This is a genomic window from [Clostridium] fimetarium, assembly GCF_900111235.1.
GTDB lineage: Bacteria > Bacillota > Clostridia > Lachnospirales > Lachnospiraceae > Clostridium_N > Clostridium_N fimetarium.
Genome location: NZ_FOJI01000033.1, coordinates 1 through 9,903, shown reverse-complemented (window position 1 = coordinate 9,903; position 9,903 = coordinate 1). Strand labels below are relative to the sequence as shown.

Here is a 9,903-nt window from a genome sequence, read left to right as displayed (position 1 = left end):
TCTCGTACACAAAATCTCTTCTTTTTTTTCAAAACAACCAATATTCAATTGTCAATTTACATTTGCACCAGTAGATGCTAACTCCGAGAAGTTATATAAATAATCAACAGTTTGACTTCGAAAACAATCGTGAATCAAATGACACATACAAATTCCAGAATTCATTGCATTTTAAATTTTCATACAATATATCTTCGAAGCAAACTTTCTACTTCCATCTAATTTTTCATACTCTCCATCCCTATCATATACCATTCCGAGTTTCTCCATAACTCGCATACTATTGTGATTATCTGCTGCAAACTGTCCTTCAATTACATGAATATCTCTAGTCTTTTTTATATATTCTATAATACCTTGTATTGCTTCTACTGTATAACCATTCCCCCATTTATCTGCTAAAAGGTTATAACCAATATTCCAAACATCTCTATCTGGATGAAAGACCACCCCACCGCCACCAATTAACTCGCCAGTGTCTTTAAGTATCCAACCAAAATCATGTATATTAGGGTTATCTACTTCTAAAGTATCAATCCATATTTTAACGTCTTCTGCGCACTTATATAATGGGTAAATCATAAATTCATTTACTCTTGGATCTCCACACCATTTAAATACTTGTTCATAATCTTGTGAAACAAGGTTCCTAACAATTAAACGTTCTGTTTCAAAATATGCTCTCACCTTTGTCATTCTCCTTTTTAAAATTTTCTTTTACCTATTATACAAATAATCTATCCTTCATTGCAAAAAATACGCTTATATACTTAACGTGACACAACCGTTTCTTTTTTTGTACGGCCTTTAAATCCACCAATTACAAAGCAACTAATAGCTACTATAATTACTAAAATGGATTTGAAAGGATTATGTAATATATAATTAAAATATTCATCTGTTACATTCAATATATTAGTAATTGTAAACTTGATTTTTTCTGATATTATAATAAAGATTATTGTTGCAGTTGGAACTTGTAGGAAACAAATTAATCCCAAATAAAATCTTATGATCAAATTGAATGTTTTTTTTAAATAGTATTTATTAAAAACTGCTATAATTAAGAAAGCTCCAAATATCGGTATTATCAAATAATTTTTTTCTGATTTATAAATAATAATTCCATCTATTGCGCTTATTACTATATAAGTTAAGATAGAAGTGATTATTGCAATAACTATATTATCGTCATTTTCCTCATATCTTTCATTTAAACTATCAATATCAGCATTCTCTTTTATATCTGCTCTATTTATATGCTCTCCTATTGTTAAAAATAGTTTTTTTGCATCTATATCTTTAAAGATCATTAAAGAGATTTGAAATGAATAGGGTGGAATACCCTGCATTGTATTAAAATTATTAGATATGGTTCTTTTCTTTTTTTTATTCACATCCTTTTTAAGTAAAATTGATATTATAGTATTATTGCTATAGCTATATAATTGAGTATCGTAAATTTCATTCCAGTATACTGTTTTTGACTTAAGTGGAAGTTTAACCCTTATATACTCTGATGTCATTTCTATATAAAAACGCTTTAGTATCCCTACACAAATAACAATATAAGCACAAACAATGCTAAATATTAAGAAAAATAATCCTATTAATAATCCTAATAGTAATTCATCTTTCATTATGATTAAGGAAAAAATAGAAATAGCTGTGAAAAATAAAGTAAAAATAGTAAATAGTAAAATCATAGACCATTTCAAACTTGATTTTTGATATAATGGTAAATTGTATTGCTCCATAAGCATCCTCCAAATTTCCTGATTGTGTTTAAATTCAATGGAACCTAATTCATTTTTTCCCGTCATCTGTGAAGTTATTAGTGCTAACCTCATCACTTAACTAGCTTCGCATTATTGCTATTTCATGCTTGTCCCCATCATAAATATAATGGGCAATTCCTACTGCTCAAAAAATCAGAATATGTAATCTAAATACTTCAAAGAACACTATCTACAATTTTATTTATATCTGATATATTATTAATTGAATATTTTACATTATCTAGTTTTCCAAATCCATATTTGGCATAGATAAATGGAATACCTGCATAATTTGCTCCCTCCAAATCACCACTTGTGTCTCCAACATATACCGATCTTGCTATTTTATTTCTTTCAATAATAGCTTTTATATTTTAGCCCTTACTTTTTCCGGTTCTTCCTGACATTTCAATATCACTAAAGTAAATCCATAATTTATGATAGTCAAGAAAAGCTTGCACATATCCATCTTGACAATTACTTACAATATAAAGAGAGTATTGCTGAACCAATAACTTTAATGTATCTTCCAACTTATAATATAAAATCCCACCATGTTTGCGTAAATATGTTTGCTCTTCGTTACAACATTCTTTTAGTACCTTCACAGCTTTTTTCCTATCTATTTCCGGCAACATAATTTGAGCTATTACATCGATTGTTTTCCCCATAAAACTTCTCATTTCATCAATAGTTATTTGTTTATCAATTTCACTATGTCTGTTTAAAGCAATATTCCAAGCTGGTACCACCTGTGCTGAAGCATCCCATAAGGTACCATCCAAATCAAAAACAATTCCTTTTTTATTCATTATTTTATCGCTCCATAATTACATATTTATCTATTAAAATTCGTTTTTAGATATAATAGGGGATTTTTAAATCCCTACAGATTAAAAATTACTAATCAGTTAAATAAAAGAACGTTTCAACTCACATCATTCAGTAACGTTCAAATAGTAAATTTCTCTATCGTTATTTTTTCGCCGATTGTTCATTTATATGCTTTTGAAATATTGCATTTAATGCATTTATTGTTTCCTTCGCTGATGTATTTATCGCCATTTTCGCCCAATCCTTTCTCTATATCTGAGTCCCTAAATTCTTGTTTTATAATGAATTTCCGCAATTAATGTCAAATGGAACAATCAATAGTTTTTGAATATCTTTCAAATAGGTTTCAAAGAACCATTTTGTTGCTTTGCCATAATTCTCTTTGTTATCAAACTCCCAAAAAGAATAATATTTAACACATTTTACAATCTTAGTTAATTCTCTTGGCGCTTCGCCGAGTTCGATACCATTAATAGTATAGAAACGTTTCATATACTTGATTGCAATACATCCTTGTTGCGCTATTTGTTCTTTCGATATCGTGTCTGCAATGGCTTCAAACTGTTCCAGTTTCTCAGGCTTCACTTGAAAAAATTTAATTTCAGAAAATGTTTTTTCCACAAGATTTCCTCCTCGTCTTATATAAATAATCCACACATCAAATTCTTATTTCTAGATAACTTACTAATCTTTTTAAATATAATGGGCAGTTAACGATACCACGACAAATCAGATTCTTTTGCATTGATAATTTATAGTTGAGAACAAAAGTAACCTAGCTCTTATTTATGGCAATGTTTATTAACTGTGGCGATATAGAGTCTAATACCTTATCAAGGGCAACCTAATATTTATAAGTATTCAATCCAGTTTGCCTAATAATTTCTAACTCTTCTATTGAAAACACCTTATTTGTAAATAACTTCAAATATTCTTCCGACACGGAACTGTCAAAGATAAGCAAATCATCCGTATTCACTGTCACAGGTATTTCGTTTTCAAACAATTCTTTTATCTGATGACCATAGTAAGAAGTTGCTCTCTTTAGCATAATATTACTGGTAGGGCAAATATTGAGCTGTATTTTATGTTTACTTAACCATCTCATTACTTCCTTAGATTTTACAGCTGCAATCCCATGATGGACTTCTGAAAGTTCCAGTAATTCAACGGCTTCCATTATATCATCTGCCGTACCAAATTCTCCGACATGAGCTTTTAATTTAACACCATAACCTTGAGCTTTTCTGTAGATTTTTTGAAAATTCTTAATCGGCTGAGCAAACTCATTTCCACAAATATCTATCGATTTAAACCAATTTTTACTTAATATCTCATCTAGTCTATCAAAAGCTTCGTTCACATCGTCTTCACGTGAAAATGACAATTCAGGATAATATTTTGTTTCAGGTGCAAAAGTTTTATTTAAATAATTTAATGTGCTGATAAATTTGTCAATACCGCCCAAATCGTCTATTACTCCAATGCTAAAGCTCAAAGCCAAAACAATAATATTATCTTCCTTAGCTTGTGCAAACGCAGCTTCTACTCTTTTTAAGTATCCTGCTATGCCGTTATCATGAATTTTGATATTTGTTTTAAACCAGTTATGCATATCTATCAAATCTTCAAAAGGTTGTTCAGAAGCTTCTATAGATGTATTTGCCCATTCAGCAAAGTATTTTATTCGTCCGCCTTTGCCCCCATGCGTATGAATATCGCTTTTAGGAACAAGCATTAATTCGCTTATTGAGTTTTCTATTAATGCAGTTTCAAAAGTTGCCATACACCATATACTCCTTTAACTAAATAATGTTTCACAGGCATTTCTACCCATTTATGTTCTATGAAGATTGTAACTTATAATAACTTTGTAAAACAAATAATACGGTTAGCTTCTTTAAACCCCACTCTCATATGAAACTCTCTGCTGCTTTCATTATCCAATTCACAATCGCTGGCAAATTCAAAACAGCCTTTCTCTTTTGCCCATTCTTCACATTTTTCCAATAGTCTCTTTGCAAATCCCTGTCTTCTAAAATCCGCCATAATAAATATTCCCTCCAAATAACCAATTGGGCTGCTATCTGTTCCCTCGACGTAATCATATCGCATTTGACACTGTGCAAAGCCTACCGTCTCGTGTTCGATTAAAATCAGAAATATTGCACTCTCCTCATTATGGATTATTTCCGTAAATGATTCTGCCAGACCTTCAATAGTATTATCCTTCCACATCATAATGGCCATCTCTGCTATTGCTAAAATATCTTTTTCAGTCGCTCTACGTATCACGCACAATTCTCCTTCATAAATTCAAATTTTCATATTTCGTATAATGCTCATTATCGGAAATTGGATTTCACCTTTAAAATTTGACAAAATTGTAACAACAAGTCTATATATTTAATAAAGCAGATATTGCTTTAACATATGAATCAACTTTTATAACTTCAAAATATCGCATAAATTCCTTGGTCCACATGTCCATTTCCTCCTCAATACTACCTACTGCCTCCATAATAAAAACTACTGCTTTGCATGTGGTTTTTGACATTGCAGGCAGAAGAATATTAAAGCCCCATTCAACATCTTCTTTCTCATCTTCAAAACCATTTCTTGCATCAACAACAAAATTGCTATGCTTATATTTTTGCAGTCCGGAAAGTGCTTCTAAAGTGGCATTTCGATAGTCATCATAACTGCATTTCTCTTTCCATGTCAGCAGAATGACATTATCCTCTTTAACATATTCAACCATCCCATACTGGCTGTCAAATAATAGTTCTCTCATACTGGTCCCCTTATCGTCTTTTTTGTGCTCCTGCAGAAATTGCAAAAACTTCATGCTAAACTTCCTATTTACAATTAATCTACACTTCAAATCCAATTTCAGAAATACTTCTTCTATTATCTGTAGAAAACAAGCGTCTCTCCATCTATGTATATAGCTTTACATTTCTGACAATCCCAATCCGTTACCTCCTACTAATAATAATCTTTAGTTCAAACTTTAAACGATAGCGAACTTCTCACTCTTTTCTGTTCCATCTCCGTAAAAGAAATTTTCATGTATAAAAACTAACCTGTCTATTTCATAATTAACACCAGTTTCCTCAAACACTTCTCTAATAACAGCCTCTTCCGATGTCTCGCCTAAATGTACACCTCCGCCAACTGAATAAAAATAATCCGATGCTTCATTACTGGCTAATAAAACACTGTCATTTTCAATAATAATTGCTGTTGCTCAATATCTAAACCAGTTACTATCTGTAGTAATACAGCAATCCTTGTAATAATCAAGTTCCAAAGTTTCACCTTTCAATGCATGCTTCTTTTGTTAGTAACTTCATTGCAAAATTCTTTGCCCCTTGAATTGCAGATGCAGTTTGGAAAGAGGCCAAATTATTTTCATCTCTTACTGAGTACATGCCCATATAGTTTAAATTAGAATACTCACATAAACGCTTTATTCCTAATTCAAATGGTTCTGCACCATAATCTGCATCATAGCCATGAGTCGCTATTATTGCAATTTTTTTATCTTCCCATAATGATCCTTTGCTTTTCCATAAAATTTATTTAATCCATAATGGCGGTCGAGTATAGCTTTCATTGGTGCAGTACAGTACCAAGTATAAATAGGAGTGGCAAATACAATTCAATCACTTTCTACCATCTTATCTATAATCGCTTCAACATCATCTTTTTGTACACAGCCATATTGATCGTCTACATTCTGACATGAATAACACCCCTTGCATGGTTGAATATTTTTATCTGATAAAATTTTGTATGTAACATCGCAACCGTTTTCATAAAGCTCAAAAATAACTTGTCTATTTCTCTTTTACTTTACTTCATAAATATAATGGGAAGTTAAACTGTATAATAAATTCAATTTTACCACACTTAAATTCTCTTCTCCATTAGATAAATCAATATGCTATAATAATAAATAAAAAGAGGTGATGTAGTGAGAAAAATAATATATTGTTTGAAAAAAAGCTTTATTTTAGTTTCTATCATGTTACTTACGTTGTTAATTGGATGTAATAAACTATCTCAGTCTTCAGTTAGTAATAAAAGCGATATTTTCAAAAATATTTCGTATGATAACATTATAGAAATTGATTATTGGCTTGGAGATCAAAAATTAGTTATTAATAATCAAGATGATATACGAACTATTTATGATAATTTTTCAACTTTGGAATTAGAAGAAAAACCAACTATCAATATAATAGACAGACTTATTGGTCATATAATCATTGAAATAGTGACAAAATCTGAAACCATTAAATTTGGGCTATTGACTAGTGAATTAGCGATTGATTATACTGTTTATTCTGTTAATAAAGACGTCCTTACTTCAACTAGAGAAATAGCTCTTAAATATAAATAACTTTAAATCAAGTCACAATTTGTTAATACTTATATTAACTGAGATATAACTCTATTTGCGAAATATACCTTTAAGGAGTAACTACCACAAAGGTGAGATCTATTATATGTTTTAAATATAACTAGGAAGCTGAATTGCTCAACAAATTGAATATTGTGATTATAATACTTTCCTCATAAACATTTCCATCGGTTGTTCAAAAGGTGTATTATTTAATACTACTCCTCCACAATCAACATATCCAAGTTTCCGATAAAAACATTGGGCAGTTTCATCTACTTGCGTAGAAATTAAAATCATCTTGTATTCCTGTTGCTTCATTTCCTGCTCCCACTGCTTCATTGTTTCCGTGGCATATCTATTTCCTCGATGTTCTTTTTTGACAAAGAGAAAATTTAGAAAAGGCAGATTATCCCAAAGTACACAATAATGCAGGATTCCAATAGGAACATCATTTTCCCAAATTATATATCCTGTTTTTGTATAAACTTTATTTTGAAAACCTACTTCATTAACGTGTTTATCAATACTCATCCAAAAGTCTTTATGTTGGTGTTCAACATATTTAAGCTTCAACTATTTCCCCTCCGAAATTCTATGATTTCTATTTCATATATTTTCTTTTTTCTTTCTATCGGCATATTTAGTCAACAAATCTCAACGTCAAAATATGTCGGGTTGGCCAAAATTCATATAAATGTATAGTTTGCACTTGCCCCTTAAATGATCTAAAGTATTCCGCAACAATTGGTATAGCACGATTAATATTTTCTACATCATCAATTAACATCGTCGTATGAGGAGTCCAATTAAAACATTCACCAAAATTTTCTTTTAATTGTAATAGACTGAAGTTTGTATCTGGTGCAATAAACAAAACCTTAGAACCCCCAAATATACCGATATGGTTAAAAGTAATCTCAAATTGTCTAGTTTCATTAGCAATCTTCTTTACTAAAGAAACTATATCACTTTCTTTATCAACCGGAAAAGTCCCTAATGTTATATGTTGTGGTAAGTCTTTTGTATGATTACCATCAAATCCATTTTTATTAAGTCTGTTCTGTATATCCGCTAGGAACTTTTCAGTATTATCATCATACCCAGCCATTACACATAGAAATTTATCTTTCATATCGCGTACCCCTGATTTTTCCATTTTATTCTTTATATACTCATAACCATCATAAATATAATGGGCAGTTACAGCATTCCTGTAGATTTGGAAATTATCAGCTGAGTTTTATACTACTAATATATTAAAAATTATCATCAAAAGCCTTAACTTTATCTCGATTTATTTCATCATTATAGATGTCAGACTCATAGTATTTCCCTCCATAAGCTATAGTTAAATAATTTGGTATCAGTTCCATGCTCATAAAAGCAGTATAATTATATCCCTCCGAGTCTGTTATGCCAAATACTGATGCTTCCTTGAATCCAAATTGTGGATAGTATTCTGGGCGTCCAAAAAATAATATCGCCCCGAATCCCAATGATTTTGCTTTATATATCATGGCATTTATTAATTTCTTCCACCCGGTGATAATCTTTTTCATTTTCAAGTCTAATAATAATATCCATTATATCTCTCCTTTTTTCCAGGAGTTCAAATAATGCCTCCTGAATTTGCTAGTTATTTTAATAATTTTATCAACCATACCTTTATTATAAAGCTTTTACGATATAACCAAGATCAAACAAATAAACTACATTACCATTGTCCATTTTCTACGTTTCGAACTTTGACTTAATAAATATTATGGGAGGTTGAAACGTCCCTATTAATTTCTAATTGCTGAATTCTTAAAACTTATTATATTCCCAACAGTAAACCTCCGATGACATTTCAAAACCAATTCTGTAATAAAATTCTTTACCCGAAAGAACAATAGCTCTTTTCGCCCCAAGCTCTTTTGCACGATTCATAGCTTCATAAACAACAGCTTTTGCTAATCCTATTTTTCTACATTCTGGAATTGTTACAACAGGTTCTATATATGCAGTTTCTCCCTTTGTGTACCAAATCCCACAATGGGCACAGTATTCGTCTATATTCATTGCAAAGACGCTAAATGCGCAATTATAATTTGGAGTTGACTTAAAAAAATCATCATTCCATTTCTCTGGGATTCCTTCATGATTGAATCCTTTATGTATAACCATTTGATATTTCCAATCATCACACACTAAATTTTTAGGACTTATCTTATAATTGGGGGGGATTTGATAAGTCAAATCACGTGATAAGCCAATTTGTAAAACAGTATGATTTTTATTTTTCTTTATAAACTGGTATTTAGATAACACATCGCATAAAATATCATCATTCGAATTGACTTTTATCACAATCTTTCCATTGTTTTCATAATTTAAAAGCGCAAAATCTACCATCAATTTTAATAAGTCTATATCATTCCTTAAATGTATTAAATATGTACTATCTTCAAATTCAGTATCATATGTAACTAATCCGGCGATTTTATCATTTTCATCTCTAAAAATAGCTACTCTATTAAGCTTATCAACATCAAGCATAGTATGCATCATCATCCATTCAAAACGCCCCCAATGAAAATGCTCGTTATATCTATTATCAGCCACCGCTAAAAGAAATTGATATATTTCTTCATATTGTTCATTAAATCTTTGGAAATTTTTATATTTCTCAACGCTAAAATTCATATTAATATTCCTCCGCAAATTAAAATTTCTATATTGATGCTTCATTTTCTCTAAAACTTTAATAAATATAATGGGAAGTTACAATTGCTCTACAAGTTGGAATTGAACAAAATCGCTACGCGATGGCCTACCAAGGTTGTGGCTAAGCGATTTTTTGTTATCTATTTTTAAAAGGCAGTAGAAAAAATTTCTGAT

The 9,903-nt window shown here is 30.5% G+C and carries 14 protein-coding genes; 1 reads left to right on the top strand and 13 read right to left on the bottom strand.

Annotation, left to right across the window (positions count from 1 at the left end):
* Positions 1–171: 171 nt before the first annotated feature.
* The 9 genes from BMY18_RS20455 to BMY18_RS21840 all read right to left on the bottom strand — a co-directional run bounded on the left by BMY18_RS20455 (position 172) and on the right by BMY18_RS21840 (position 5,847).
* Positions 172–687 carry a GNAT family N-acetyltransferase gene (locus tag BMY18_RS20455; RefSeq protein WP_170841526.1) on the bottom strand — a complete coding sequence of 172 codons (516 nt, stop codon included), beginning with the start codon at positions 685–687 and terminating at the stop codon, positions 172–174.
* Between the two features lie 83 nt (positions 688–770).
* Positions 771–1,757, bottom strand: a complete 987-nt coding sequence (locus BMY18_RS20450) for a hypothetical protein (protein WP_092458405.1) — start codon at positions 1,755–1,757, stop codon at positions 771–773.
* 197 nt (positions 1,758–1,954) lie between these two features.
* Positions 1,955–2,083, bottom strand: coding sequence for a hypothetical protein (locus BMY18_RS21565; protein WP_278281142.1), 129 nt, complete (start codon positions 2,081–2,083; stop codon positions 1,955–1,957).
* Positions 2,084–2,152: 69 nt separating this feature from the next.
* Complete coding sequence (locus BMY18_RS20445) at positions 2,153–2,590, bottom strand: HAD family hydrolase (RefSeq protein ID WP_242941096.1); 438 nt, start codon at positions 2,588–2,590, stop codon at positions 2,153–2,155.
* 298 nt (positions 2,591–2,888) lie between these two features.
* Complete coding sequence (locus BMY18_RS20440; protein WP_092458402.1) at positions 2,889–3,233, bottom strand: hypothetical protein; 345 nt, start codon at positions 3,231–3,233, stop codon at positions 2,889–2,891.
* Between the two features lie 223 nt (positions 3,234–3,456).
* Positions 3,457–4,398 (bottom strand): amidohydrolase family protein, encoded by a 942-nt coding sequence (locus BMY18_RS20435; protein WP_092458399.1) that lies wholly within the window; start codon positions 4,396–4,398, stop codon positions 3,457–3,459.
* Between the two features lie 74 nt (positions 4,399–4,472).
* The gene (aac(6'), locus tag BMY18_RS20430) at positions 4,473–4,907 is read right to left on the bottom strand and encodes an aminoglycoside 6'-N-acetyltransferase (protein WP_092458396.1); all 435 of its coding nucleotides are present in this window, start codon (positions 4,905–4,907) and stop codon (positions 4,473–4,475) included.
* Between the two features lie 103 nt (positions 4,908–5,010).
* A complete protein-coding gene (locus tag BMY18_RS20425; RefSeq protein WP_092458411.1) occupies positions 5,011–5,406 on the bottom strand; it encodes a hypothetical protein in 396 nt (131 codons plus the stop codon).
* Between the two features lie 219 nt (positions 5,407–5,625).
* A complete protein-coding gene (locus BMY18_RS21840; protein ID WP_408645493.1) occupies positions 5,626–5,847 on the bottom strand; it encodes an NUDIX domain-containing protein in 222 nt (73 codons plus the stop codon).
* Positions 5,848–6,591: 744 nt separating this feature from the next.
* Between BMY18_RS21840 and BMY18_RS20415 the strand changes: the two genes are divergently transcribed.
* Entirely contained in the window at positions 6,592–7,020 is a 429-nt protein-coding gene (locus tag BMY18_RS20415; RefSeq protein ID WP_092458393.1) for a hypothetical protein, read from the top strand.
* Between the two features lie 159 nt (positions 7,021–7,179).
* Here BMY18_RS20415 and BMY18_RS20410 read toward each other — a convergent pair whose 3' ends face one another.
* From BMY18_RS20410 to BMY18_RS20395, 4 genes are all read right to left on the bottom strand, one after another.
* Entirely contained in the window at positions 7,180–7,596 is a 417-nt protein-coding gene (locus BMY18_RS20410; RefSeq protein ID WP_092458390.1) for a GNAT family N-acetyltransferase, read from the bottom strand.
* 67 nt (positions 7,597–7,663) lie between these two features.
* On the bottom strand, positions 7,664–8,155 hold the full coding sequence (locus tag BMY18_RS20405) for a 2'-5' RNA ligase family protein (RefSeq protein ID WP_092458387.1): 492 nt from the start codon (positions 8,153–8,155) through the stop codon (positions 7,664–7,666).
* A 124-nt stretch (positions 8,156–8,279) separates the two neighbouring features.
* Positions 8,280–8,582 (bottom strand): hypothetical protein, encoded by a 303-nt coding sequence (locus BMY18_RS20400; RefSeq protein WP_092458384.1) that lies wholly within the window; start codon positions 8,580–8,582, stop codon positions 8,280–8,282.
* A 247-nt stretch (positions 8,583–8,829) separates the two neighbouring features.
* The gene (locus BMY18_RS20395) at positions 8,830–9,708 is read right to left on the bottom strand and encodes a GNAT family N-acetyltransferase (protein WP_092458381.1); all 879 of its coding nucleotides are present in this window, start codon (positions 9,706–9,708) and stop codon (positions 8,830–8,832) included.
* Positions 9,709–9,903: the final 195 nt, after the last annotated feature.